Genomic DNA, 24,731 nt, shown 5'->3' with positions numbered 1-24,731 from the left:
CTTATCATCACGACGGCTGCCAAAAAGTCCGACACACTAGCGAAGACGCATAACGCATGACGCTTCTTGCCCTGGGAATAAATCATCGTACCGCCAGCGTGGCCGTGCGTGAGCAGGTGGCTTTTACGCCAACGCAGCTTGAAACCGCATTGGCTGAATTGCGTAACCTGCCACAAATCAGTGAAGCGGCGGTGCTCTCTACCTGCAACCGCACGGAGCTTTACTGTGTCACGGATGCGGCTGGCGAGCAGGCAGTACTCAATTGGCTCGGACGCTTTCATAACTTACGCGTCGATGAGCTGATGCGCTGTGCCTACCACTATCTAGACAACGATGCAGCGCGCCATTTAATGCGCGTAGCGGTTGGCCTGGATTCCATGGTGGGCGGCGAGCCGCAGATTCTGGGGCAGTTGAAGGATGCCTATCAGCAGGCGCGCCAATCCAAGGGCTTGGGTGGCGAGCTTGAACGCTTATTCCAGCACACCTTCGCGGTGGCCAAGCAGGTGCGCACCGAAACCGGCATCGGTAAAAACCCCGTTTCAGTGGCTTACGCTGCCGTCAGCATGGCCAGCCGCATTTTCGATGACTTTAGCCGTTCTCGGGCGCTGCTCATCGGCGCTGGTGAAACTATTGAATTAGTTGCGCGCCATCTAAATGAGGCGGGTGTTCGAGAGCTTACGGTTGCTAACCGCACCCGAGAACGCGCTGAGTTGGTCGCCGGCCCTCTGGGAGGAACGGCGATCACCCTGCAAGAGATTCCTGACGCTCTCGAGAACGCCGATATTGTGATCTCTTCCACCGCGTCCCCGCTGCCTATACTTGGTAAAGGCATGGTTGAGCGCGCGCTCAAAAAACGTCGCCATCGGCCGGTATTTATGGTCGATATCGCGGTGCCTCGGGATATTGAGCCTGAAGTGGGCGAATTAGCGGATGTGTTTCTTTACACCGTGGATGACTTGGAAGAGGTCATCCAGGAAAATCGCCGTCACCGCCAGGTTGCCGCTGACCAAGCCGAGTCGCTGATCGAACACGGGGTGGGTAGTTGGCAGCATGAGCAGCGTATTCGTAATGGTGGTGAACTGATCCGCGACTACCGCCAGCATGGTGAAGCGCTGCGCGATCTTTCCCGCGACCAAGCGTTGGAGCGGCTGGCACGAGGTGAAGATCCGGCTAAAGTCATTGAGCGCTTGGCGCATCAATTGACTAACCGTTTGCTCCACCAGCCCACCCAGGCCATACGCGATGCTGCGTCTGAAGAGCACCACGATTTGCTCAACGCCGCTCCGCGCCTGCTGTTGCCCACTAAGCCTGCTTTTGAGACTACACCAGCGCCCCCGGTTAACCGCCAGAAGGATGATACGCCCGCATGAAAGAGACTCTGCGCCAACGCTTAGACAGCTTTACCGAACGCTTTGAAGAGCTGGCGATGCTGCTGTCGGATCCCGACGTGATCAATAACCAGCAACGCTTTCGCGATTATTCGCGTGAGTATGCTGAGTTAGAGGAGCTGGTGGCGGCCTGGCAGCGCTATCGTGATATTGAAACCAATATGCACGAAGCCGAGCAGCTTAGCCGCGATAGCGACGCGGACATGCGCGAGTTGGCGGAGATGGAGCTAAGCGAAGGGCGGGAGCGGTTAGCCGAGCTGGATATCGAGCTGAAGCGCCTGCTGGTGCCTAAAGACCCTGATGATGGCCGTGGGGTGTTTCTGGAAGTGCGTGCTGGTACCGGCGGCGACGAAGCGGCAATTTTTGCCGGTGACCTGTTTCGCATGTACTCCCGCTACGCTGAAAAACGTGGTTGGCGGGTCGAGGTGGTGAGCGCCAGTCATGGCGAGCAGGGCGGCTACAAAGAGATCATTTCCCGCGTCAAAGGCGATGGTGTTTACGCCCAGCTGAAATTTGAATCCGGCGCCCACCGCGTACAGCGCGTCCCTGCGACCGAGTCCCAGGGCCGCATTCACACCTCTGCTTGCACCGTCGCAGTGATGCCTGAAGTCGATGACGTGGGCGATATCGATATCAATCCTTCGGATCTGCGCGTGGATACCTACCGCTCCAGCGGCGCCGGTGGTCAGCACGTTAACACCACGGACTCTGCGATCCGCATTACTCACCTGCCTACCGGCGTGGTGGTGGAGTGTCAGGAAGAGCGCAGTCAGCATAAAAACCGTGCCAAAGCGATGTCGCTACTGGCCGCGAAGTTGAAGCGTAACGCCGTCGATAGCCAGCGTCAGACGCAAGCAGATGCACGCCGTTCTCTAGTGGGTTCGGGGGATCGCAGTGAGCGTATCCGCACCTATAATTTCCCTCAGGGGCGGATTACCGACCATCGCATTAATTTGACGCTTTATAAACTCAATGAAGTGGTCAGCGGCGAGCAGTTGGATGACGTGATTAGCCCGCTGATTCACGAGTATCAAGCGGAACAGCTCTCAGCCCTTCAGGATGTCTAATGACCCTTGATGCGCTGTTGAAACAGGCTGCCCAACGTTTGCAGGCGGCGGGTTCCAGCTCGCCGCGTATCGACGCTGAAGTGCTGTTATGCCACGTGCTCGGGCGTGATCGCACTTGGCTCTACACCTGGGGCGATAAAATATGCTCCTTATGGGAGCAGGCCCGTTTCGATGCGCTCATCGCTGCACGTTCCCAGGGCACTCCGGTTGCCTACCTTACCGGGGAACGCGAATTTTGGGGGCTGCGCTTAGCCACCTCACCTGATACGTTGATACCCAGGCCTGATACTGAAACCCTGGTTGAGCTTGCCCTAAAGCGGGCGACGCTCCCCTCAGGCCGGCTGCTCGATCTTGGCACGGGAACGGGTGCCATTGCCCTGGCATTTGCCAGCGAACAACCTCACTGGCAGGTAGTGGGGGTGGATCTGCGCTTTGAGGCGGTCGCGTTGGCAACCCGTAACGCGCGCTCGTTAGGCATATCCAATGCTAGGTTTTTACAGAGTGATTGGTTTGCTGCTTTGGAAACGTGTGCGGATGCAGATAAGCAGTTCGATATTATCGTCAGTAATCCCCCGTATATTGCCGCCGATGATCCTCATCTAGCCGAAGGCGATGTGCGTTTTGAGCCACGCTCAGCGCTGGTTGCTAACGCCTGCGGCATGGCGGATTTGCTGCATTTGGTAAACTCCGCGCAGCGCTATCTAGCGGCTTCTGGTTGGTTGCTGCTAGAGCACGGCTATAAACAGGCCGAAATGGTGCGTGAGGCGCTTGAGCGCGCTGGCTATAAAAACGTTGAAAGTGCTCGTGACCTGGGGGGGCATGAACGGGTTACCTGGGGCACCTTTAATAACTGCCTGATTCATCAGTATTGGATCCTGCCATGAAACCAAAAAATAGAACGCTGGACCGTATCGACCTTAAAATCCTGCGCTGCTTGCAGGAAAATGCGCGTATTTCTTACGTCGATTTAGCTTCGGAAGTGGGTTTATCCACAACCCTTGCCTTGAACGCGTTAAGCGTTTGGAGAAAGCGGGTATTATTCGTGGTTACCAAGCCATTCTTGATCCGCGGGCTTTGAAGGCCAATTTATTAGTTTTTGTCGAGATCAGCTTAGAAACGCAGTCGCCAGCGGTCTTTGATGAGTTTCGCCGTGCTGTGGAGAAGTTACCGCAGATTCAGGAGTGCCACCTTGTCTCGGGGCAGTTCGACTACATCTTGAAGTGCCGCATTCCCGAAATGGCCGCTTATCGCCAGCTATTGGGCGATGTGGTGTTAACGCTACCGGGCGTGAAAGAGTCGAAAAGCTACGTGGTGATGGAAGAGGTCAAAGAGAGCTTCAATTTACACATTCCTGCCTTTGAGGAATTTGAGGATAAGTAAGCCGATGATGGATGACCAGGCGCTGCTGCGCTATAGCCGTCAGATCATGCTGCCCGAGGTGGATTTCGAGGGCCAAGAGCGCCTGCAATCTGCCCATGTAGTGATTATTGGGGCCGGCGGTTTGGGCTCTCCGGCAGCGCTCTATTTAGCTGCTGCTGGGGTCGGGCGCATCACCATTGCCGATGCCGATCATGTCGAGCTTTCCAATCTTCAACGGCAAATTGCCCATCAGCAGTCCAGTATTGGTTTAAATAAAGCGCACTCTGCCCAGGCCAGCATGTGCGCACTCAATCCCCACTGCCAAGTGGTTGCGTTAGACCAACATGTTGAAGGCGAATCGCTTGAGCGGTTAGTCGCTTCGGCGGATGTGGTGCTCGACTGTACCGACCGTTTCTCAAGCCGCTATGCGGTGAATGCGGCGTCCCAAAAAGCAGGTGTGCCGCTGGTATCGGGTGCGGCAATTCGCTTTTCAGGTCAGTTGGCAGTCTTTGACCCACGCAATGCCGAGTGTCCCTGCTACGCCTGCCTCTATCCGCCGACGAAAGTGGCGATGAAGCGCTAAGCTGCTCAGAAAGTGGCGTCATGGCGCCACTGGTGGGCTTGATCGGCTGCTTTCAGGCGGTTGAAGCCTTTAAGCTGCTTAGTGGCGCAGGTTCTGCCCACCAAGGCCTCTCTACCTTTGATGGTTTAAGCGGCCAATGGCGGCACTTCCTAGTGCCTCGCGATCCCGCTTGCCCAGTGTGCGCTCAGCGCCTCTGATGTGCTGAAAGCGGCTTAATCGTTAGCTTTTGCTTCTGTGGTGTCATGCTCTGCGGCGTTCGCACTCGTGGTTGAATGCTTTTCAACGGTTGCTTTTGGCGAGGTTTTAGTCATGCTGCGATAGCGTCGCTAAAGGCACTTTTCAGCACATCGTTGTCGGGGTTCATATCGATACTGCCGTGGAAAACGCTGCCATCTTCAAGTACCAGGCAGGGGGCAACAATAGTGCCTGAAACCTGGGCTCCCTTATGAATGGTTGCGCGGTGGTGTGCCACCAGGTTTCCGGTTACCTCGCCTGATATATGCAGTGTGTGAGCAAATACATCGCCGTTGATATAGCCATTGGCACCTAGCGTCACGGTGTGTTGTTTACATGTGATAATGCCGCTTACGCGTCCCTCTACCGTCAAATCCTCATCGCTATTAATGTCTCCCTCCACTTGCGTATGACCCCCAATAACGGAGAGGCTTGGTCGTGCACTGCTGGTTGGCGTGCCTAGTGTTGCTGATGAGCGTGTATCAGGTGGCGTTAGCGCCGCAGCCTTATTCTCAGGGGGGCATTCTTGGCTTTGTTAAACATAGGGTGGCTCCTAGTGAATGACGCCAGAGCGCCTTTGGGGTGCGTGGTATTGAGCATTGAATACCTTAATCGGCTTGTTACTGTCTCAAAGCCTGGAGTTAAGCCAAGTGAGTGGGCTTATTCACGCCGCCGCAATATAAAAGAGCGAGTATAACGTTAGCTGGGGCAACCACATCTAAAGCGGCAGGAAGCGGTATGGGCATTCAAGTATGGTTTATTGTGCTGGGCGTTGGCGTAATGACGCTGATCGTATGGGATGGCAAGCGCCGTAAGCTAAAACAGCGCGCTTTAAGCGCCGCAGGGAGACCACACAAAGCGCCTGCAGTGGATTCCGCTTCCATCTCAGAACACCCCTTTGAAGCAATGTCGCCACCTGAAGAAGCCTCCGCTGTGACGTCTCCCGCCATCCAGTGCATGCCAGGTGGCAGCCGAATTGGGTCAGCCACTCATATTTTAGGCAAAGTGATCGCCGATGAGCCTGTGCTCATTAAGGGCCGTTTGGAGGGGACTCTTATTGCGCCTAATCATCCTGTCTCTGTGACTGCCTCTGGCCACGTCGCATCGTATCTTGAAGGCAACAGTGTCGATATTGACGGAAAAATGGTCGGTACGCTTAAAGCCAACACTAAAGCCACACTGCTGTCTCGGGCGCGTATTCAGGGGATAGTCGAGGCGCCTAGCCTAGAGTGCATGGCGGGAGCTTGGCTCCAGGTGGATGTGGCTAAGAAGGTCAACCTACACAAAATTGCCATGGTGTCTTAACCGCTAGCTGCTACATCTGTCACGCTATTTATTATACCAACGTCTAGATTCGCTCTGCAGTGCTTCAGTTGGTTTTAACCTGGCCGATACCTAATTAAATGACTTATAAACGAAAAAGGGATCAACGGGATGAAGCACCTCTCTATTAAATGGAGCCTGACTGCTGCGTTAGCCCTGCTGGTGCTTATGATTGGGTTGATCAGTGGTCTTTTTTTGCTAATCACAATAGCTCTCAGGCGCTTGAAGAACTGACGGCTACCAACGTGCGGCTGACGAATTTAGCCAACCGCACGCAAGTCAATGCACTCAGAGCACAAACGTTTTTAGACCGCTCGGCAAGTTTTAGCACTCAGGGTAATCCAGAAAAGGGGCAGGAGAGCCTTGCCATGGCTGCAGAGGCGGTAGCTGAGGCAGAGGCACGTTTTAATGAGTTTCGTGCTGTGCCAATCAATCCTGAAGGCACACTTGCACCCCACCGTGATGCGATTATCAGCGCTTACAATGCCTTTGTGACAGAGGGCATTTCGCCACTGCTCGAGGCTGCCCCTTTCCAAATCCAGCGCAGGCAGGAGGAACTGGGAGTATTAAGCGCCGAGCTGGATCTGGCCATGAGCGGTTTTATTGCTTATACCGAAGAGCGTGGCGCTAGCGTCCTTCAGCAGGTCAATCGCTTGGCGACGACTATTGGCGTCATTGCGATTACCCTTTTAGTGATTTCACTGGTGGCCGTGGTGGTCATTCGGTGGGCAATGATGCGTAGCGTTGTAAGGCCCCTTCGGCGTGCCAGTGAGCACTTTGCACGGATTGCCGATGGCGATCTGACAGGTCAAATTGAAGATCGGGGCCGTAATGAAATTGGTCAGTTGTTCGGTGGCCTAGCGGCTATGCAGGAGAAGTTAAAACAGCTGGTGATAGCGTTGAGAGGCAGTAGCGAGCAGGTTTTCAGCGGGGCGGGTGATATCTCTGCAGGAAGCCAGGATCTCTCTTCACGAACCGAGCAGCAGGCCTCCGCGCTTCAGCAAACCGCTTCCAGCATGGAGGAGATGTCGACGACGGTAAGTAAAAATGCTGAAACGGCCGAAGAAGCGGATCAGCTCTCGGTGGCGGCGTCACAGTCGGCGGAGACAGGTGGTGAAGAGGTGGAGCGCACGGTGCAACTCATGCGTGAGATTGCGGCCAGTGCGAGCCAGGTAAACGATATTATCGGCGTGATTGACTCTATTGCCTTCCAAACCAATATCTTAGCGCTCAATGCATCGGTTGAAGCCGCGCGTGCAGGCGAACAAGGTCGTGGCTTTGCCGTGGTGGCCAGTGAAGTTCGCTCACTAGCGACGCGAAGTGCTGACTCGGCCAAAGAGATTCGTAGCCTGATCGAGCAGACCACCACGAAAATTAACGGCGGCGCTGAACAAGCGGAGCGCAGTGGACAGACGATTTACCAAACAGTGGATGCGATTCGTCAAGTCACCACTCTGATGGGCGAAATTTCGACCGCGACGCGGGAGCAGAATAGTGGCATTGAGCAGATTAACGCTGCTCTTACTGAAATGGATTCGGTCACCCAGCAAAACGCTGCGCTGGTGCAACAAACCAGCTCGGCGGCTAGCGCTCTAGAGGGCAGGCCCGCGAGCTGGCCGACTTGATGGCTACCTTCCGCATTGATGAGAGTGCTGCAAGCGCTGTTGCGCTGACGCATAAGGGCGCTATCTCGGCAGCAACAAGTTGACGGCCACATTGAGCCAGCGCCACGCCAGCAGGCGACGCAAAGTAAAAAGAGGCCGTCGATGAATGGGATGAGTTCTAGGTCTGAATTAACTACAAGCTGCCGGTGACAAGCGCATTATCATCGGCAGCTTTTTTACATCTCAGCACACCTCAGAGGCAGCTATCGCTTACGCGCGAGCAGAAACACGCAGACGCACATAATCTGCCGTCCAGTTTCCTTGCTCATCGCGTAGGCTGTGGCCCAGCAGCGTCATGGTATTCTCAAGCACGGCATCGCGCACATCCTCGTCGAGCCCATGTAAGAACGGGCTGGCAAACGTCTCAAGCCATCCAATCATGCCGGTGGGCAGCGGAGTCGGGCGTGGGATCAGCTCAATGCTTTCTACTTTGAAACCGACGGTTTCCAGCAGATGGCCATATTCATGGGTGGTCGGGAAATACCACGGATGACGGCCGCGGGCGCTAATGCCCCGAAACTGGAGAGCGGCAATCAGCGCGGTGCAAATAGCGGCGACATTGCCATGACCACCGAACTCAGCCACAAACCGGCCTCCCGGCTTCAATGCACGCTTAACGCCTGCGAGTACCGACTGAGGGTCAAGCATCCAGTGCAGCGCCGCATTGCTAAATACCGCATCAAACTCATGGTCGAAGGGCAGTTGGTGGCCATCAACAACGCGAGCGGTAATGCCCCGTTGGCGGGCGGCATTTACCATCTCTTCTGAAGCGTCAACACCGAGAACGTCAGCGCCCAGTTGCACAAGGCGCTCTGTCAAAGAGCCGTCGCCGCAGCCAAGATCCAAAATACGTTCGCCGGGTTGAGGCGCTAACAGCTTGACCACTTCGCTGCCTAGCTTAGGTACAAAATTAGCATTCTGGGCGTAGTCGCTGGCATTCCACTCTTGCCCGGGTGCATTTTGAGGGGTATGGGTCATATCGGCTTCCTGGCGTCGTTATTATTCCGTCAAAATTCAGTTATCAACGTATAGCCATATCAGTATAGCTTGCTGGTGCCTAACTTATTAGATAGCCAATGAAAATCATAATAAATGACTCGCCAGCACTATCTATTTGATAACTTAGATATCGGCCTTGATAAGCAACTTTTAATAGTGGTCTAGTAAAAAAAGCTAGAATGACACCATTTAGCCGCTGGAAGAGGTTGTTAATGAGCCCATCTATGCCTTGCTATAGAGTTAATTCTCCCGTTGGAGTGATTGCCGATACCCACGGTTTGCTGCGTGATGAGGCACTTTGTCTGCTGCAGGGGTGCGAGCTCATTCTTCACTTGGGGATGTAGGTAGCAAAGAGGCAGATAAAACGATTTTGCAGCGTTTGGAGACACTGGCGCCGGTGCATTGCGTTAAGGGCAATATCGATACGGCGGCGTGGGCGACGAGTTTACCGACACATCAGGACATCATTGTGAACGAGAAGCACCTGCGCCTTGTGCACCGCTTAGAGGATTACGACCCGAGGTTGGCTTGCGATGCACTTCTGCATGGCCACTCCCATAAGCCCCGCAATGAATACCAGGAGGGAATGCTGCTTTTCAACCCAGGTGCGGCGGGAAAGCGGCGATTCAAACTGCCGATTACCCTAGGCAAATTATGGATAGATCAATATGGCGTACGGGGCGCGATCATGCATTTGCTATAGCCATGTTAACGCCATCCGCAATCCTGTCATGTTGTACAAATCTGTTACCCTGTTAGTTAGCTGTTTTAAATAAGCGTTATCAAGATAAGCGAGGTTCCATGAACGACGTTATTAAGCTGCTGAAATCCCACCGTTCGATCCGTAAATTTAGCGACCGGCCGATCCCGAAAGAATTGCTGCTGGAGCTTATCCAAGCCGGGCAGGGGGCAGCGACCTCCAGCCACGTTCAGGCGTATACGGTTATCCATGTAAAAGACCAGGCGAACCGTGAGCAGATAGCAGAACTGGCCGGTGGGCAAGGTTATATTGCCACCTGTGCAGACTTTCTAGTTTTCTGTGCCGATATGAAGCGTCCCACGGAGGCTTCAGAGCGCACCGGTGCAAACGTTGTGCGGGGCATGACCGAGCAACTGTTGGTAGCAACAGTGGATACGGCGTTGATGGCGCAAAATGTGGCAGTGGCGGCTGAGTCCGAAGGGTTGGGGATCTGTTATATTGGTGGTATCCGCAATAATCCCCAGGAGGTTAGCGACCTGCTACGCCTCCCCAAGCACGTGTACCCAGTGTTTGGTATGTGCCTCGGCTATCCGGATCAAGAGCCTGAAGTGAAGCCGCGCTTACCTGTGGAGGCGGTTCTGAAAGAAGACTACTACACTGAAGACGGCGAACAGGTAGAGTCCTTCGATACGACCATGCAGGCTTACTACCGGGCTCGCAGTAGCAGTAATAAAGACACCGACTGGTCTCGCAATCTCAAGCCTTTGTTCGATAATAAGCTGCGCCCTCATATGCGCGATTTTTTAATCAAGCGCGGTTTTGAAATGAAATAAAGGGCACTGCACACTATTTTAATAGGATTTTTGGAAAAGAGAACGCTCAGTCAATCGGTTGAGGTTCTCTTTTCCTCGCTTTCAGGAGCTTTACCGTATGCGCGTATTTTCAAATCCCGTCGGTTCCGGCTCTCTATGGTTCGATAATCTCGCAACCGCAGATGGTACCCCCGTTGCCTACGACCCTCAGGCCCGGGCCTTTGTGCCAATGCCGCCTTTTTGCATCAATCGTGACGTTATTGGCTGCAACTGGATTGCCCCTAAAGAGGGGGCTTTTTGCCGCGCTTGTGCGATGACAGCACTGGCGCCAGATCCCAGCCTTCCCAACGCTATTCCGAACTGGGCACAAACGGAAGCGGCTAAACGCTGGGTTTTGGATAACCTGGGGCGTTGGCACTGGTTTCGTCCGGAAGACCCAGGCGCGCCGCCGGTTTTCCATCTACTCGCCGAAGGCCCCACGCCTGTGCCGATGGGGCACATTGAAGGGGTGGTGACCATTAGTGTGGCCGAAGTAGACCCCGTGTTAGTTACGACGCGTCGTGAAGCGCTTGAAGAGCCTTACCGTACGATGATTGGTCATATGCGCCACGAGATTTCGCACATGCTCTGGTGGCGGCTTAGCTTACGTGAGGATTTTCTGAGTGCCTTTCGTGAGATGTTTGGTGATGAGCGTCAGGATTATCAGGCCGCGCTTCAGCACCACTACCAAAATGGGCCGCCGCCTGATTGGAAAGAGCGCTATTTAACCACTTATGCCTCTGCGCACCCCCATGAAGATTGGGCCGAAACTGCTGCACATCTGCTGCATTTAACCGATATTGCCGATAGCTTTGCGGCATCAGATCTCTCTTCACCAGAGCTGCCTAGCCATCAATGGGAGCCGTATGCAGAGCCTGATGCAGAGCGCTTGATCTACGTGGCAGCTTCACTCACCGTGGGCGTTAATCATGTTAATCGCTCAATGGGCTTGCCGGATCTTTACCCTTTTGTGCTCTCAGAGACGGCACGCCGTAAGCTGGCGTTTGTTCATGATTGGCTACGCCGCGGCGCGCAGGGTTTATAACCAGTAGCAAAGGTTGACACGGCAATAGTGAAGAATTGCCGTGACCATCTATACTGAGCTTCAAGGATTTATTCGCAAGTAGATAACCGATAACAACTAACAATAAGATCGATGGCGACGCAGGCCATCGGTTAACCCGCATGGAGACTGCATATGACCCTTGATCGCGCTTACTACCTGTTAGCTGCTTTCTACAGTTTAATAGTGATTATTGGGGTAATTGCTATATTGGCTGGAGGAGGAACACTACTTGCCCCCATTCATTTGATGTTGGGGGCATTGTCGGTGATTGGGCTTTGGGGGTATATCCTCAAGCGCGGGTTTATGAACCCGCGTATGTGGAGGCCTCTGGCCGGTGTGCTTGGCGGTGGGTATCGTGATTCAAATGTTCATCATGCTGACAACGGCGCTTTCGAGCGTTTTATTAACCTGGATGCTGACCAGCAGTATTTTTTCGGTCATGCTGGTGATTATGCTCTACCGTTATGGTGACCGAGATCAACCTCTCTGGGCATCTGATGAAGAGCGCACTGCCGCTCGACAGCTAGACGTTTTATTAAGCGATAGCTCTCCATTAACGGCCATTAAGCGTGATGGAAGCCGCGAAAATAGCGTAAAAGTGACTAAATCTAATGGCGGCTATAGAGCAAGCGTGACTCGGCGTTCGCAAGAGGGCCAAGAGCGCTTCGAGGAGCGTTTCCAATATCCTGAAACGCTCGTGTTTTTCTTAGAGAAATTCACCAGCGTAACGGTTGATGATTTTAGATGTTCTGCTTCGTTGGATGATCGAGAAAGCGCCGCGGCCACGGTATAGATAAAATATTCAAGTTATTAGTGAGGTACTAACATCTTGAGCTAGCATTTCTTCTAGCTGGAGGGCCAGCGTTTGCTGTATGTGCAAGTAGAGGGGAGCAATGATTTCTTTAATCCACTCTCTGCTTGTTGCTTATTGATGTAGTAAGCACTTCTTCTTCCATGGAAGTTGATTGTTTCGCCGACTTTGGTGAAGTGAAAGCCTGTCAGAGCAAGAAGTCGGGGCAAGCTAGGTTCCATCATTGCAAAAACTTGAATTTTACCTAGCTGCCTCCCTAAAGCATAGCCGGTGACAAATAGGCTCGTGGCTAGTAGTGGGAAGAGCTGCCTCTCTTCAGTAGAAAAAAAAGTAGCATTGTGATTGGTAGTCGAGCTTTCTAAAGAAGTAGAGCTATCTTTAAGTTTTATTCTGAAAAGGCGATTCACAGCCAGTCGTGAAATTTCATAGTAACTGCCTTGGGCAAGTTTGTCGGGATGCAGCTCTGCGTGTGTAAGGCTTTGGCTGCCATAAGATTGTAATGGGAGCTGGTTAAGTGGATGAGGTCTGGAGGCCTGAGGCATAACCACCCGCACGCAGCCTGCCACTAGTCCTGTTCTGCGGTGTTCTATCAAACAATGAATAGAGTTTTGGTCATGGATATCAAATTCGAGTTTTTTTATGGGGTCGCTGGCTTCTTCGTACTCAAGTTCTTCGCAGTAAACATCATGTCTTAAACGATAAGCCAGTTGTTTCTCATGCTCAGTTATGCAGAGTTTGAATTTGAACTCTTGTATGAATCTTGTAATAAATACCGCTGACGCATCCTTGTTCTTCACTTGCAGTGGTAAAGCGCTCATGTACTATCCCTATTTAAATCCAGAGTTAAGTATAAACGGTATCCATTATTGAGCACTAATTCCACTAAATGCTTCGATGATTTTTATAGGCCTGCCTAAATGAAACCCCTGACCATAAGTTATCCCATAGGCCTTTAGTATTGGCAATAGCGCTTCTTGATCAACGAATTCAGCAATGGTTTGCTTGCCAAAACCTTTAGCGATGTCGGCAATAGCACGAACAATGACGCGGCTGTCAGGGCTAATCAGCAGGCTGCGAATAAAGGAACCATCTATTTTAATATAGTCGACGGGTAACTGCCCAAGGTAGTGAAAACTACTGAAGCCTACTCCAAAGTCGTCCAGTGCGGTACGGCAACCCAGGTCACGTACTGCTTGTAGTACGCCACGGGCGGTAGAAAAATCGGTTACCGCGGCAGTTTCCGTTACTTCCAATATAAGGTGGTGAGGATCAGCGCCGCTAGCCGTCAGCTCGTCTGCCAAGTATTGCTTCAACCCTCCGTCGTGAAGAGACTGACCCGAAAGGTTAACTGCCAGAGTGATACCTCGATCCTGCAATTGGCTAAGTGCTTTTAAACTGTGTCGCAATACCCAGCGGTCGATTAAAATAATCTGCCCGCTTTGTTCGGCAATAGGAATAAAGTGCGCGGGAGAAATTAGGCTCCCGTCTGCGTCGCGCATTCTTAGCAACACCTCGTGGTGTTTTACGTCCTGATCTTCCAAACGCATGATGGGCTGCACCATCAACTCGAAGCTATCCTCCTCAAGCGCATTGTGTATGCGTTCAACCCAGTAGACTCGTGCTTGCAGTTCGTCTTTGGCATTCTCCGACTTGGAAAGTAAATGCCAGTGCTGAAGGCCACTCTCCTTCGCTTTGTACATTGCCACATCAGCGCTAGCCATTAGGTCAGCAGGCGTATTGCCATGGGTTGGAAACAGGGCAATACCAATACTGGCCGTTACTCGATGCCGCCGCTCACCCACAACGAAGCCGATACCGTCTAATAGTTGGACAATATATTGCGCGACACTGATGGCTTGATCGGCGTTGGTATCTTCTAATAGGAGAGAGAATTCGTCGCCACCTAGGCGTGCAATAACGCCGCGGGGGCCAAGGTTGCGGAAGAGGGTGTCAGCCACTTCACGAAGCAATTTATCGCCTACATGGTGGCCACTTAGCTCGTTAACCTCCTTGAACTGATTCAAATCCAGTAGCAATACTGCCCCTTTTGTCTTCGATGGGCGTTCAAGGGCGGTTTGCAGTGCATGTTGGAAGAAGCGCCGGTTGTAAAGTTCCGTTAGCGGGTCACGTTCGGCCAGCCACGTTAGCCGAGCTTCGGCAGCCTTACGTTCGGTAATATCCAGACCAACCGATATACGTGACACCTTGCCGTCATTACCCGTTTGTAACGGTGCATGGTACCAAGCGATAGTATGAGTCCTGTGATCGGGCGTACGGAGTGTTTTCTCCTCTTGCTGGGGATGGGAGAACGTATTCACCTTGGTAGAGGCACCTGCCTCGAATACATCAACAAAATGACGCCCGAGTAGCGAAGCTTCATTAAGTCCTAGCATCAACTGGGTATACTCATTGACCAAGCTAATTCGTCCAGTGTCATCCTGGGCAATGATAAATACCTGGGCCGTATCCAGCAGGCCATTAACGAAATCTCGCTCTTTGGCTAGCTCCCCAATGCGCACGGCTAGTTGGTCACCGCGCTCTTGTACTTCACTCTCTAACAATTCAAGTTGGCGTGAAAGCTCAAGGGTAATGCTCTCAAGTACATCGATCTCGTCGGGAATGCGGCGGCGGTGGTTGGGAATGGCGGCGTGTATATCGCTAAATTTTCCGTCAGCTAGGGCAGGAAGCAATCCAGCGACTCTACGCAGTCGAGCCATTGGGCCCAGCAGTATGACCAATAGCAGTAGTTCAGCGGCAATCCAGCCGAGTACGCCTACGAACAAGAGTGTGCGAGTATCCTGGTTAATTGCCTTAATTTGCTCGGTAATGTCTGATATCAGCAGCAAGTATCCGATATTGCTACGTTCATTATCCTCTTCCATGCGTACTGCGCTGAGTTCTAAATGTCTGCCATCATGTTCAAGATTTAATGGTGTTTCCATTAAACGGCGAACAGGAGTTGTATCTGACGCTTGCTGCAAAGGTGCTAGGGTTTGCTCTTCGCTTGTGAGGGCTAGCAGTTGACCATTCCATGATTTTAACTCTCGAGTTGCCGTCATCTCGCTATCTTCAGTGGGCCCGGTGACAAGTAGTGCGACTTCACTGCCAGATACCTCCTTGGCCTGCCGTGTGACATCGGCTAGCGAGCGGGTCAGTACGACCATACCAACGCTGTCTCCCGCCACTAGCACCGGAACGGCAGCGAACTGTTGGCAGCTAGCTGAACAGCGCAGCGTTGTGAGTGGCTGCTCGGTGTGCATCACCCGCCTGATCCAACTCAGGATGGGAAGCTGTGCTTGTGTATTGCCGGTTCCCCAATTACCCAAGACTTGCCCTCGGGTATTGATAATTAAAATTTCATCGATACCCGCCTCAAGCTGTAGAGCAGGCCACTGGGAGTCTAGTGCTTGCTCAACCTCGGCGGTATTACCTGCTTGCAAGGGCGAGCCTAAGCTTGCCGAGGCTGCGGTTAACCCTGCCAACTGACGTAAATTTTCCGATGAGCGAACTAGCGCTAAACGAATTTCTCGCTGTTGGCGTTCATGGTGCTGGCTTCGGCTTTCTTGAAACTGACGAGTAAGATTGTCGTGGCCTAACCAAGTAAAGAGCGTTACCAGCGCCAACAGTAGTAGGCTACTTAACGCGATGACCCGCCATGTTAGGCTAAGGCGTTGGGGCGTTCGGAAAAGGGTAAATGGTTTCATCGCGGTAACGTCCTGGCCAGGATCGAGGTAAACGTCAGAAGCGCAGCGATAATTGGAACAACCACAGGCTCCATCTTCTGCTGGTCGCTGATGAATCTGGATTATCCTGAATAGGCAACCAACCCGTGCCATCGACATGGTGGTATTCACCTGCCAGCATGACTTGAGGGTGCGGCGTCCACTGCAGGCCAACGGTTAGGTCATCTGCGAATTGGGTATGGGCTGGAACGCTTCCCCCTGTACTCGCCTCGAAAGCTTTACCGTTGCGGTCTGCGCGGTTGCTGGTAAGGCTGTCGTAACGTACTAGCCACTGCCAGTCATTTGCAAAACGCCGGGCGTATTGGATATACCAACTTTCCCCTGTCGTGTCGAAGTTTACAGAAGACTGATTGAAGTTTTTTAACCCTGAACGGCGCAGTGCGTATTCAGTCGTTACACTCCAGAGTTCTCGATTGTACTGGAGTGAAAATACCCAGGGTGTAAAATAAAAATCTCCGTCGCTGACACCTGGTTGATGTGACTCTATTTGGGATCTCACGTTGGCATTGCTAATCGCTGCAACGACACGACCTCCATCATGTTCATAACGAACTTGGGCAATCGTAGACTGCTGAGGATTGAAGGTGCCTGATATACGCTGAAGTTGAAGCGTATCGCTTAAATCGTCACCAGCCTGAGGCTTACCTAAGCCAAGCTGTCCTCGTAGTACTCCGTTGCTTAATCTCTGTTCCAAATAGAACGTTAGGCCGTCACCTGTGAGAGCCATTGAGCGTGTTCGGTCAAAATAGATAGATTGAGGCAGTAAGATGCTGGGACGGGTAAATGCCACATCGCGGGTTTGATTATAAAATCCAAAAGGGTTTTTAATCCGACCAAGCTGAACACCAAACGTACGCTCTTGGTCAGAAATCATTTGGTAATCAATGAGGCCGTAATCCAGTTTAGGTTCTGCGTCGCTGCTGTTGCCTCCAGCTCGGCGACTTAGCACCTGAGCAGCAACGAGTACATCCTGATGGGGGCGTAAGGAGACGTTGAGGCCGATTTCGGTAAATTCTATGCTGCCTTCATCCTGGCTGCTCTGACCAAAGAAGTTGTTATCGTCAGTCACGACCAGCGCCTGACTAAGAAAGCCATGCACCTGTAAAGTATCCAGAGCGTGTTCGTCGCTTTGGGCGGGAGCAGATAAACCCATTACAACGGTGCCTAACAAAGCGGCAAGGGCTCTGCATTCATTCCATCGAAATGACTTGGACTCTATCATCCAGATACTCCCTTTCAAGATACCCAATGGCACCCGGCGTCGAGGCGACGCGCTCGCGCATCTCTTCCTGGTCATTTACTCGGTCGGGGGCTTGACCGGTACCTGAAAAAACCATGCGATCCCAGGCTAATTGAAGTTGGTGCGGGTAAACCGCCAACTGCTCTTTGGTAAAGCGAGCATGTACTGGGTTGTTGTTACTTAAAACGAAAACCCTAACCGCTTGACCATCCGGCCAGGTGCGTTGGCGCATGGCGAAAATCGCGCGGGTAGTATCACGGTTCAGCCAGTGGGTAGTGACGTCAGGGTGAGCCACTAAAAAAAGCGGCGCTTCTCGAGCGATGGCATTCGTTGTTGCGAAAGCGAGCCCCACCAACACAATAAAAGTAGTCGCTGCCAGTAAGGCCAATCGCATTAGAGAGCCGCTTATAATGGGTAATGGCATTGGTAGTGGCTTACTGGTTGATTGATGAACGCCAGGTTCACCCGCGGTGCCGTTCTGCTCTGCGCTGAAAATGTGTATGTATTGATGACGTGTTCTCCCTCGCAGCACTAACGAGACTGTTTTTATATTCAGTCATGATGGTATGACTGAAAGATACACATCTAAAGCAACTGTGCCGTATCGATACGGCGTATACGCAAACACTACATCAATTCAAGAAAAATAACAGAAAGTTATGTCAACGAATAACGAGGATAAGCTGTGGCTATTCCATTACTGTATGCTTGTACATAATAGCTAATCGTCTGTGCGACACTGCGAATGCCATCCATCTTAAAAGGATCATCCACCATGTTCACCGGCCTAAGTGCATTCCCGCTAACCCCCATGAACGAGCAGGGCATTAATGAGTATGAGTTTGTCCGTTTAGTTGCTTATTTAGCTGAGGCAGCGGTGGATTCCATTGGCGTGCTGGGCTCGACCGGTAGCTACGCCTATTTAAACCGTGATGAGCGCGCCCGTGTTATTCAGCTTAGCGTTGAAAATGCAGTTGGCGCGCCTGTCATTGCAGGCATTGGGGCGCTACGTACTCGTGATGTGCTGGCTAATGCAGAACGCGCTCAGCAGGCAGGTGCCAGCGGCGTGCTGCTAGCGCCGGTCTCCTACCAAAAGCTCACCGACGACGAGGTCTTCGATCTATACGCCACGGTTTGCCAATCGCTGAGTGTGCCGCTCTGCGTGTACGATAACCCTGGCACAACCCATTTTGAATTTAGCGATGAGCTGCATGGACGAATCTCCCAACTGCCCCAGGTTCGCTCTATCAAAATTCCGCCGGTGAGCAATGATATTGACTCCGCAAAGGGGCGAGTGGCTGGGTTGCGCAAGCTGATTCCCGCTGATGTCACTATCGGCATCAGCGGCGACGCGGCAGCAGCCACTGGCCTAAATGCGGGATGTGATGCCTGGTACTCCGTTATCGGCGGGTTATACCCTAGAGCAGCGCTGGCGCTAACCCGAGCTGCTCAGGCAGGAGATGTTCAACAGGCCAAGGCGCTTTCAGACGGCCTTGAGCCGCTGTGGGCACTCTACCGTGAATACGGCGGTAGCCTGCGAGTGGCGGCTACCATTGCAGAAATCACCGGGAAGGTGAGTCAGCCCTGCTTGCCCCAGCCGCTTAAAACGCTGCAAGCGGGCGATCGTAAAAGAGTAGAGCAGGTACTGGGGCAGCTTGGGCTTGAGTAAAACCTTATTATAAAAACGCCCGGTCAAGGCCGGGCGTAATATGCCATTAAACGATGGTTACTCAACGAGCTTAAGCAAGCGATCTGGATAATTTGTGAACAGGCCGTTTGCGCCCATTTCCATCAAACGCTCCATCTCATCGGTTTCATTGACGGTGTAAACGTGCACCGGCAGGCCATTTTCATTTGCTTGACGAATAAAGTCGGCATCGATGACTTCTTGGCCTTCGTAGATATAGTTAGTTCCGATTCCTGACGCGTATTCCGCTACCGCCTGGAAGTCTTCATCATTAATCTCTGCTGGGCCCGGTGTCACACCAGTCCACTCCACTAAACGCGATTCGTCCTCTTCACTGGGGTAGTACCAAACGAGCTGGATTAGCGGAATGTCATCGTTTAGTTCCTGCACTTTTAACAGGCTCTCCTGCTCGAAAGACTGCACTAATACTCGGCCACTCTCGACCATGTCGTACTCTTCCAGCGTTTTTACCAGGGCTTCTTCCAAGCCTGGGTTTAGCTGCGGTGACTTGGTCTCAATGTAGTAGCGAGCATCGTGACCGAAACGCTCGAAAAGCTCATCCAGCGTGAGGATCTGTGCCCCTGCAAAGTCCGCGTCTGCTTTATCAGCATTGGCTTCATTGAACCAAGAGCCGGTATCCAGCGCTTTCAGCTCTTCCATGGTGTAGTCGTTAATCTTGCCTTCACCATCGCTGGTGCGGTCAATGGCGTCATCATGAAATACCACGACTTCACCATCAGCGGTGATTTGGGCGTCCAGCTCTAAGTAGTCGACATTCCACTCATGGGCCAATTCATAGGCCGCCATGGTGCTTTCCGGCGCGTGGCCGCTGGCCCCGCGGTGGGCGATCACTTGGAATGACTCAAGCTCTTTGAGCTGCTCCTCCAACGTTGTGGACTCCGCCAGCGCGGTGGTTGTGGCAGCACCAGCAAAAAGCCCCAGTGACATTGCGGCGAATAGCGAATGACGTTGCATTAAAGCACCTTAATTGAATGTTCGTTCAATAAGCGTACATGGCCTGGAGCGTTAAAGCCAAGTGACGAGAACTGTTCGGTGATTCATCGAGAGCCGAAGAGAGCAGCCATCAAGCGAATACGCAGTGGGGCTATATAGTCACCTAAGGGCTAGGTACCCATGTTGAGACTCTTCACCAACGCTTGCGCTTCTTTTATAGAGGTCAAACGTACAAATTGAATAGGCGCATAGCGTGGATTCACCATATCGGCAAAGTAGCGTTTACGGTTTTGCCGCCACGTTTTTAGTGACCATAGCAGAACCGAATCACGGCTTAGAAATGTTTTGCGGAAGCTTTCGTGATTACCTGTACCGGGCCAAAGCTCCTCTTGGCTGATGATGCGTTTAACAGCACGGGTGAGGGCTTGGCTAAATACTCGCCAAAAGGGGTAGTCGATCACACCACCATATCCACTTCGCGCCACTTTATATGCCGAGTACGGTCAAAATTACCGTCCAGTATCCACTCTTGAGGTGAGGCTGCTAAAGCCTCTTCCAGCTCGGCGAAGAACTCATCGTCCGGTGCTCCTTGCCAGTTAGCGCGCCAGAATAATTGATCAAGCTGGACGCATGGGGCGTTCAAGGCATCTGCGAGCTGCTTTGCTAGGGTACTTTTGCCACTGCCACTCGTACCAACCACATTAATTTTCATGGGAGTTCTCTTTAGGTGGCGCGACATTTTAATAAGTGCTCAAAGAGGCAGCAAGCGCACCATACGGCGTCAATGAGTACCCTGGTACCGTACCACCACTTTTAGAATGGACGCCCTCTATTGCCCCTCGGGGATAGCGCTTTACAGCGGCGAGCTGTTCCCGCAGTGGCAGGGCGATATACTGATAGGAGCGCTGGTAAATAAGAGGTGCGCCGGGTACGTTTATCTAACAATGGCCGCGAAGCCAGCGATGTAGAAGGCCTGTTTGGTGAGCTAGACGAGCGTATAAGAGATGTGCGGGTAGGCCCAGAAGGTGAAGTGTACCTACTTACCGACAGCTCCGAGGGCAGGCTACTTCGAGTAGTGCCAGCAAAATAGTTCATGACCTTAGATGCTATTGTTGGCTTGGATGCGCCTCACAGAAAGGAAAGCCCATGATCCATTCAGAGCACCATCGATCTCACCGTTCCGGCTGGCTGCGTGCCGCTGTGATGGGCGCCAACGATGGCATCGTTTCTACTAGCAGTTTAATACTGGGGGTAGCCGCAGCCAATACCACTCAAAGCGGTATTATGCTGGCGGGTATTGCGGGCCTGGTGGCTGGCGCAATGTCGATGGCAGCGGGGGAGTATGTTTCGGTAAGCTCTCAGTCGGACACTGAAAATGCTGATCTCGATATCGAACGCAAAGCATTGGCAGAGCACTATGAACTAGAGCAGGAAGAGCTTGCCGCTATCTATGAAACGCGCGGCTTGGCGCCTGAGTTGGCACGAAAGGTCGCCGAGCAATTAATGACCAAAGACGCCTTAGGCGCCCATGCGCGAGACGAGATTGGCATCACCGACCTCAGTCAAGCGCACCCTCTCCAAGCCGCACTCTCTTCAGCCGCCACTTTCACTATCGGCGCACTGCTACCGCTACTGGTCGCTTGGTGGGCGCCACCTTCACTGTTGATCCCACTGGTAGCGGTGTTCTCTCTGCTTTTTTTAGCCTTGTTGGGCGGCATAGCCGCCCGAGTGGGTGGAGCACCAATCCTAAAAGCTGCAGCAAGAGTGATGTTTTGGGGCGCTCTTGCGATGGCATTAACCTCCGCCATCGGACATGTGTTTGGAGTGATGGCTTAACGGAGATGAACCATGGCAAATATCGTGGTATGCGCCGATGGCACCTGGAACCGTCCTGAAGAAGACCTGGAAAATGACTTTCCCACTAATGTGCTGCAGCTGGCCCGGGCGATCAGCCCTGAGACACAGGAGGCAAAGCAGCATGTGTTTTACGACTGGGGGCTAGGTTCTTATCACAATAGCCTTAGCGCGGGGGCTACCGGCGCCGGAATTCATAAAAACATCCTTGATGGCTACCGCTATATCGTTCAAAACTACGCCCCCGGTGACAACATTTACCTATTCGGCTTCAGCCGTGGTGCCTATACCGTGCGAGCGCTTAGTGGGTTGATTAATAACTGCGGCATTCTCAAACGAGCAGAAGCCCGATTGATCGTTGAAGCCTGGAAAATCTATAAAAGCCCAACCAGAACCAACCATCCAGCGGGTAAGGCAGCTTGTAAATTCCGCGCCGATTACAGTCACCCTGCTCGGGATGTACACTTTATAGGCGTGTGGGACACCGTCGGCGCACTGGGCATCCCGTTTAGCATTATGGGCCTGTTCGAGAGCCACGATGAGTTCTACGACACCAAAATGGGTGCCAACGTGGCCATTGCTCGCCACGCTCTAGCCATTGACGAGAAGCGGGAAGATTTTATTCCCACTATCTGGACGCCCAGGCAAGGCGTAGACCTCAAGCAAGTCTGGTTTGCAGGTGTACATGCAGATGTCGGCGGATCCTATAAACCAGACAAAAGCGGCATTCAAGCTTCGGACACACCTCTTGCCTGGATGCTGGATGAGGCAAACGCTGCCGGTTTAATCACCGAGTCACATATTCGCGACAACCTAACCGACGGTGCGAAAGGCCAGGTTCACAACTCCCGCAAGCATGTCTATCGCTTTAAAAAACCGTTAGATAGACCACTCGTGCTTGATGACACCCTGATGCTAATTCACCCCAGCGTAAAAGCCCGCTATGAGCGCGACGCTAACTACCGGCCTCCCTACTTAAAAGCGTTGGTGGAAGAGTACGGGTGGCAGGGGCTCACTGTGGGTAAGTGAATAAATGGGTAAGAGATCAGTACGGGTTGAATTTCGCCTAAGTGCCTGCATTGATAGAAGGGTAAGCAATTCACAAGGAGTCGTTATGACAACGTTAGTGATTGGCGCGAATGGACAGATTGGCAAGCAGTTTTGCGAACTGGCCCAAAAAGCGGGCACGCCTATCAAGGCGATGATCCGCAGTGAAGAGCGGGCAGCCTGGTTCAAAGAGCGCGGCATTGACAGCGTGCTAGCCGATCTAGAAGGTGAGTTTGAGCACGCCTTTGACGGCTGCGACCAAGTGGTCTTCACTGCGGGGTCAGGGCCCCACACCGGGCCGGATAAAACCCTGATGATTGACCTTTTTGGCGCCATTCGTACCGTCGATATCGCCAAGCAAAAAGGTCTCTCCCGCTACATTATGATCAGCGCTATGCGGGCAGAAAACCCTATGGAAGCGCCCGAAAAGCTGCGCCCCTATATGGCTGCTAAATTTGCCGCCGATGCCCACCTTCGCAACAGCGGTATGCCCTACGTTATTCTCAAGCCAGGGCGTTTGACCGACGAAACCGCCAGCCAGCAGTTTGCCAGTTCATTGGATGAAGCAGGCGACAACCAAATCTCACGAGCCAACGTGGCCCATGCGTTACTTCACGCTGTGCAAAAGCCCGATTTGGTCAATCAGGAGTATCTGCTGCTGGATGGCAAACGCTCGATTGGTGAGATTATTCAGTAGTAGCGTCTTGCACGGAAGTTATCTGGCGGCTTAATTCACCCACCCCAACAATCGCCACCAAAGGTAGTCTAATGGCATCAATAGAAAGATCGTTATCAGCGCTAACGGGATGATAATCTTCAATAATTGGCTAAGGGGCTCTTTAGATAGCTGCATTGCCATAATCAGCGGCGCCACCTGATAAGGAAAGATTACCGTAGAAAAGCCGACGACCTGAGTCATCAATACGGCGGGTAGAGAGAGCCCTGAGGCGCCAGCGAGTTCTGCTGCCATGGGGGAAAGTACGGTAGGAACACTGGGGGTGGTGGCCACTACTCCCGTCAGGGTGGCCATCAGTGACAGCGATATAAAGTCCCCAAAACTGCCGCCATTGTCGGTTTCCATCAGTTGGGTAAAGCCTTGGCCCACAGCACTGCCAATGCCTGAAACGTTGACGAGTGTACCCAATCCCAGTGCCGCGGCCACAAATATCACAGTGCCAAAATCTACCACTGTGTTGAATGACTTCGGGTCTACGGCACCAGCCTTTGGCATCATTAGCACTACCGCCGCTACGAGTCCCACCCACGCCGGGTTTGCGCCGTGTAGTGTATCTGTTACCCAGAGGAGCAGGGTAATGCCCATGACTACAGCTACCTTTTTTTGCTGTGTAGCAGCACTGGTTGTTTTGATCGTCTCGATGGGCAGTTGGCATTGTGGTGCGATGCGAGCGGGAAATACCACGAGTACCAGTACCACGATTAAGATCGATTTCAGCATTCCCAGAATGGGAAAATGCAGTAGTAGATACTCCGCATAGCCAATATGAATGCCATACAGACTTTCACTCGACCCTGCCAAAATCATATTAGGGAGGTTGGATGGAAGCACCGCAAAACTTGGCATGTTACAAGCGGCAGCAAGAGCGGTGGCTACGCCCAGGCGTCCAGCACTACCCGGCTCAAAGCCCACTCGTTCGGCTAGCGCTAAGCCGATAGGGATCAATACCACTGCTCGCCCCCGGAAGAAGGCATCACAAACCCCAATGCCATAGCGGTAAACACTAACCCGCCAATCAACTTCGGGTAGCTTGCGGTGAGGAGCGGCGACAGCACTGCTGCTAGCCGATCGCCAAGCTTGCTAGATGTAATGGCTGAGCCAATGACAAATCCTGAGATAACCATCCACACGGCTGTCGAGCCAAACCCAGCGAATAGTTGCTCCGGCGGGAGCAAGCCGAATACGCTAACCAGCGCGAAAAATAGCAAACCGGTTAGGAAGGGAGGCAGCACGCCGGTACTCCATAGAACCAGCGTAATTACTACCACACTAGCGGCGTAAGAAAATGCTGTGGGATGGGGCGCTATGGGAAAAAGTGTCAGTAGCAAAGCGGCCAGCAAGGCCGTTGCCACCATGGCATGAGAGAAACTAAGCGAGCGAAGCATGGCGAGACCCTAGCTGTGGTGAGCCAATTGCGCGGTGCGC

At 52.7% G+C, this 24,731-nt stretch carries 19 protein-coding genes and 7 pseudogenes; 17 read left to right on the top strand and 9 right to left on the bottom strand.

What is annotated here, in order from left to right:
* Positions 1-56 precede the first annotated feature (56 nt).
* From hemA to FDY98_RS23055, 5 genes and pseudogenes are all read left to right on the top strand, one after another.
* Positions 57-1,370, top strand: coding sequence for a glutamyl-tRNA reductase (gene hemA / locus FDY98_RS23075; RefSeq protein ID WP_155706235.1), 1,314 nt, complete (start codon positions 57-59; stop codon positions 1,368-1,370).
* Positions 1,367-2,455 (top strand): peptide chain release factor 1, encoded by a 1,089-nt coding sequence (gene prfA, locus FDY98_RS23070; protein ID WP_009287574.1) that lies wholly within the window; start codon positions 1,367-1,369, stop codon positions 2,453-2,455. The genes hemA and prfA overlap by 4 nt, the downstream gene beginning before the upstream one ends.
* On the top strand, positions 2,455-3,339 hold the full coding sequence (gene prmC / locus FDY98_RS23065) for a peptide chain release factor N(5)-glutamine methyltransferase (RefSeq protein ID WP_155706232.1): 885 nt from the start codon (positions 2,455-2,457) through the stop codon (positions 3,337-3,339). Before prfA ends, prmC begins: the two co-directional genes overlap by 1 nt.
* Positions 3,336-3,835, top strand: a pseudogene (locus FDY98_RS23060) (Lrp/AsnC ligand binding domain-containing protein). The gene prmC and the pseudogene FDY98_RS23060 overlap by 4 nt, the downstream one beginning before the upstream one ends.
* A gap of 4 nt (positions 3,836-3,839) precedes the next feature.
* A pseudogene (locus FDY98_RS23055) lies at positions 3,840-4,594 on the top strand (HesA/MoeB/ThiF family protein).
* Between the two features lie 110 nt (positions 4,595-4,704).
* Here FDY98_RS23055 and FDY98_RS28930 read toward each other — a convergent pair.
* On the bottom strand, positions 4,705-5,034 hold the full coding sequence (locus FDY98_RS28930; protein ID WP_340146960.1) for a bactofilin family protein: 330 nt from the start codon (positions 5,032-5,034) through the stop codon (positions 4,705-4,707).
* A 335-nt stretch (positions 5,035-5,369) separates the two neighbouring features.
* Between FDY98_RS28930 and FDY98_RS23045 the strand changes: the two genes are divergently transcribed.
* Positions 5,370-5,936, top strand: a complete 567-nt coding sequence (locus tag FDY98_RS23045) for a bactofilin family protein (protein WP_152419273.1) — start codon at positions 5,370-5,372, stop codon at positions 5,934-5,936.
* A 129-nt stretch (positions 5,937-6,065) separates the two neighbouring features.
* A pseudogene (locus FDY98_RS23040) lies at positions 6,066-7,740 on the top strand (methyl-accepting chemotaxis protein).
* Between the two features lie 88 nt (positions 7,741-7,828).
* Here FDY98_RS23040 and FDY98_RS23035 read toward each other — a convergent pair.
* Complete coding sequence (locus FDY98_RS23035) at positions 7,829-8,596, bottom strand: class I SAM-dependent methyltransferase (RefSeq protein ID WP_022522572.1); 768 nt, start codon at positions 8,594-8,596, stop codon at positions 7,829-7,831.
* Positions 8,597-8,841: 245 nt separating this feature from the next.
* Between FDY98_RS23035 and FDY98_RS23030 the strand changes: the two are divergent.
* The 5 genes and pseudogenes from FDY98_RS23030 to FDY98_RS28920 all read left to right on the top strand — a co-directional run bounded on the left by FDY98_RS23030 (position 8,842) and on the right by FDY98_RS28920 (position 12,027).
* Positions 8,842-9,320: pseudogene (locus tag FDY98_RS23030) on the top strand (metallophosphoesterase family protein).
* A gap of 98 nt (positions 9,321-9,418) precedes the next feature.
* Positions 9,419-10,150: an oxygen-insensitive NADPH nitroreductase gene (nfsA, locus tag FDY98_RS23025; RefSeq protein WP_027960062.1), complete on the top strand. Its 732-nt coding sequence runs from the start codon at positions 9,419-9,421 to the stop codon at positions 10,148-10,150.
* Positions 10,151-10,247: 97 nt separating this feature from the next.
* On the top strand, positions 10,248-11,213 hold the full coding sequence (locus tag FDY98_RS23020; protein WP_027960063.1) for a zinc-binding metallopeptidase family protein: 966 nt from the start codon (positions 10,248-10,250) through the stop codon (positions 11,211-11,213).
* A 153-nt stretch (positions 11,214-11,366) separates the two neighbouring features.
* Positions 11,367-11,705 carry a hypothetical protein gene (locus tag FDY98_RS28925; RefSeq protein WP_340146958.1) on the top strand — a complete coding sequence of 113 codons (339 nt, stop codon included), beginning with the start codon at positions 11,367-11,369 and terminating at the stop codon, positions 11,703-11,705.
* Positions 11,674-12,027, top strand: coding sequence for a hypothetical protein (locus FDY98_RS28920; RefSeq protein WP_340146957.1), 354 nt, complete (start codon positions 11,674-11,676; stop codon positions 12,025-12,027). The genes FDY98_RS28925 and FDY98_RS28920 overlap by 32 nt, the downstream gene beginning before the upstream one ends.
* Before the next feature lie 53 nt (positions 12,028-12,080).
* Here FDY98_RS28920 and FDY98_RS23010 read toward each other — a convergent pair whose 3' ends face one another.
* The 4 genes from FDY98_RS23010 to FDY98_RS22995 are packed head-to-tail and all read right to left on the bottom strand — an operon-like array spanning position 12,081 to position 17,422.
* Positions 12,081-12,863, bottom strand: coding sequence for a PEP-CTERM/exosortase system-associated acyltransferase (locus tag FDY98_RS23010; protein WP_340146956.1), 783 nt, complete (start codon positions 12,861-12,863; stop codon positions 12,081-12,083).
* Between the two features lie 45 nt (positions 12,864-12,908).
* Complete coding sequence (locus FDY98_RS23005; protein WP_027960066.1) at positions 12,909-15,749, bottom strand: bifunctional diguanylate cyclase/phosphodiesterase; 2,841 nt, start codon at positions 15,747-15,749, stop codon at positions 12,909-12,911.
* A gap of 34 nt (positions 15,750-15,783) precedes the next feature.
* Positions 15,784-16,941 (bottom strand): hypothetical protein, encoded by a 1,158-nt coding sequence (locus FDY98_RS23000; RefSeq protein ID WP_027960067.1) that lies wholly within the window; start codon positions 16,939-16,941, stop codon positions 15,784-15,786.
* A 37-nt stretch (positions 16,942-16,978) separates the two neighbouring features.
* Positions 16,979-17,422: a hypothetical protein gene (locus FDY98_RS22995; protein WP_022522580.1), complete on the bottom strand. Its 444-nt coding sequence runs from the start codon at positions 17,420-17,422 to the stop codon at positions 16,979-16,981.
* Between the two features lie 381 nt (positions 17,423-17,803).
* Here FDY98_RS22995 and FDY98_RS22990 point away from each other — a divergent pair, with 381 nt between their 5' ends.
* Positions 17,804-18,697, top strand: coding sequence for a dihydrodipicolinate synthase family protein (locus FDY98_RS22990; RefSeq protein ID WP_027960069.1), 894 nt, complete (start codon positions 17,804-17,806; stop codon positions 18,695-18,697).
* 57 nt (positions 18,698-18,754) lie between these two features.
* On the opposite strand, the gene FDY98_RS22985 is transcribed toward FDY98_RS22990, so the two are convergent.
* Together FDY98_RS22985 and FDY98_RS22980 are read right to left on the bottom strand one after the other, a co-directional pair.
* Positions 18,755-19,690, bottom strand: a complete 936-nt coding sequence (locus tag FDY98_RS22985; RefSeq protein WP_027960070.1) for a glycerophosphodiester phosphodiesterase family protein — start codon at positions 19,688-19,690, stop codon at positions 18,755-18,757.
* Between the two features lie 149 nt (positions 19,691-19,839).
* Positions 19,840-20,381: pseudogene (locus FDY98_RS22980) on the bottom strand (adenylate kinase).
* Between the two features lie 106 nt (positions 20,382-20,487).
* Here FDY98_RS22980 and FDY98_RS22975 point away from each other — a divergent pair.
* The 4 genes and pseudogenes from FDY98_RS22975 to FDY98_RS22960 all read left to right on the top strand — a co-directional run bounded on the left by FDY98_RS22975 (position 20,488) and on the right by FDY98_RS22960 (position 23,267).
* Positions 20,488-20,759 (top strand): annotated as a pseudogene (locus FDY98_RS22975) (PQQ-dependent sugar dehydrogenase).
* A 56-nt stretch (positions 20,760-20,815) separates the two neighbouring features.
* Entirely contained in the window at positions 20,816-21,505 is a 690-nt protein-coding gene (locus FDY98_RS22970) for a VIT1/CCC1 transporter family protein (RefSeq protein WP_027960072.1), read from the top strand.
* Between the two features lie 12 nt (positions 21,506-21,517).
* Positions 21,518-22,552, top strand: a complete 1,035-nt coding sequence (locus FDY98_RS22965; RefSeq protein ID WP_027960073.1) for a DUF2235 domain-containing protein — start codon at positions 21,518-21,520, stop codon at positions 22,550-22,552.
* Between the two features lie 85 nt (positions 22,553-22,637).
* A complete protein-coding gene (locus FDY98_RS22960; RefSeq protein WP_027960074.1) occupies positions 22,638-23,267 on the top strand; it encodes an SDR family oxidoreductase in 630 nt (209 codons plus the stop codon).
* 30 nt (positions 23,268-23,297) lie between these two features.
* Here the strand turns inward: FDY98_RS22960 and FDY98_RS22955 are convergent.
* Positions 23,298-24,691 (bottom strand): annotated as a pseudogene (locus FDY98_RS22955) (SLC13 family permease).
* Positions 24,692-24,731 lie beyond the last annotated feature (40 nt).

The organism is Halomonas sp. PA16-9, from assembly GCF_009728585.1.
GTDB classification, from domain to species: domain Bacteria; phylum Pseudomonadota; class Gammaproteobacteria; order Pseudomonadales; family Halomonadaceae; genus Vreelandella; species Vreelandella titanicae.
This window is presented reverse-complemented; position numbering and strand designations above follow the sequence as displayed.

Coding starts and splice junctions, on each gene's coding strand:
- hemA (WP_155706235.1), top strand. CDS start 57: ATGACGCTTCTTGCCCTGGGAATAAATCATCGTACCGCCAGCGTGGCC.
- prfA (WP_009287574.1), top strand. CDS start 1,367: ATGAAAGAGACTCTGCGCCAACGCTTAGACAGCTTTACCGAACGCTTT.
- prmC (WP_155706232.1), top strand. CDS start 2,455: ATGACCCTTGATGCGCTGTTGAAACAGGCTGCCCAACGTTTGCAGGCG.
- FDY98_RS23045 (WP_152419273.1), top strand. CDS start 5,370: ATGGGCATTCAAGTATGGTTTATTGTGCTGGGCGTTGGCGTAATGACG.
- FDY98_RS23035 (WP_022522572.1), bottom strand. CDS start 8,596: ATGACCCATACCCCTCAAAATGCACCCGGGCAAGAGTGGAATGCCAGC.
- nfsA (WP_027960062.1), top strand. CDS start 9,419: ATGAACGACGTTATTAAGCTGCTGAAATCCCACCGTTCGATCCGTAAA.
- FDY98_RS23020 (WP_027960063.1), top strand. CDS start 10,248: ATGCGCGTATTTTCAAATCCCGTCGGTTCCGGCTCTCTATGGTTCGAT.
- FDY98_RS28925 (WP_340146958.1), top strand. CDS start 11,367: ATGACCCTTGATCGCGCTTACTACCTGTTAGCTGCTTTCTACAGTTTA.
- FDY98_RS28920 (WP_340146957.1), top strand. CDS start 11,674: ATGCTGGTGATTATGCTCTACCGTTATGGTGACCGAGATCAACCTCTC.
- FDY98_RS23010 (WP_340146956.1), bottom strand. CDS start 12,863: ATGAGCGCTTTACCACTGCAAGTGAAGAACAAGGATGCGTCAGCGGTA.
- FDY98_RS23005 (WP_027960066.1), bottom strand. CDS start 15,749: ATGAAACCATTTACCCTTTTCCGAACGCCCCAACGCCTTAGCCTAACA.
- FDY98_RS23000 (WP_027960067.1), bottom strand. CDS start 16,941: ATGGGTTTATCTGCTCCCGCCCAAAGCGACGAACACGCTCTGGATACT.
- FDY98_RS22995 (WP_022522580.1), bottom strand. CDS start 17,422: ATGCGATTGGCCTTACTGGCAGCGACTACTTTTATTGTGTTGGTGGGG.
- FDY98_RS22990 (WP_027960069.1), top strand. CDS start 17,804: ATGTTCACCGGCCTAAGTGCATTCCCGCTAACCCCCATGAACGAGCAG.
- FDY98_RS22985 (WP_027960070.1), bottom strand. CDS start 19,690: ATGCAACGTCATTCGCTATTCGCCGCAATGTCACTGGGGCTTTTTGCT.
- FDY98_RS22970 (WP_027960072.1), top strand. CDS start 20,816: ATGATCCATTCAGAGCACCATCGATCTCACCGTTCCGGCTGGCTGCGT.
- FDY98_RS22965 (WP_027960073.1), top strand. CDS start 21,518: ATGGCAAATATCGTGGTATGCGCCGATGGCACCTGGAACCGTCCTGAA.
- FDY98_RS22960 (WP_027960074.1), top strand. CDS start 22,638: ATGACAACGTTAGTGATTGGCGCGAATGGACAGATTGGCAAGCAGTTT.